Origin of the sequence: Aeromonas sp. sif2433 (assembly GCF_019218705.1) — a bacterium.
Classification (GTDB): Bacteria; Pseudomonadota; Gammaproteobacteria; order Enterobacterales; family Aeromonadaceae; genus Aeromonas; species Aeromonas encheleia.
In genome coordinates this window covers 1-234 of the sequence record NZ_JAHUXD010000063.1, presented here as the reverse complement: position 1 = coordinate 234, position 234 = coordinate 1, and the positions used below count along the sequence as shown (strand labels likewise).

At 62.4% G+C, this 234-nt stretch carries 1 protein-coding gene; it reads right to left on the bottom strand.

The window, feature by feature from the left end; genetic code table 11:
* On the bottom strand, positions 1 to 234 hold a 234-nt coding region (locus tag KW825_RS20795), incomplete at both ends, for a hypothetical protein (RefSeq protein WP_218330255.1).

Below are 234 nucleotides of genomic sequence, written 5' to 3'. Positions count from 1 at the left end.
CCTGGGCCAGGGTGTAGCTGGTACCCCCTATCACCACATTCAAAATCCCGTCCGTGGCCGACACCGTGAAGCTACCGCTCACCGTCTCGCTGTTGGCCGCAGCATTCGAGCCATTCGGATTGAGGCCAGACTCGTACACCAGGTGATCCGGACCCGTCGACGCCGCCGTCACCACGCTGGCACCGTCATCCGCCCCCTTGATGTTGATGGTCAGCTTGGCGATGCTCTCATCGC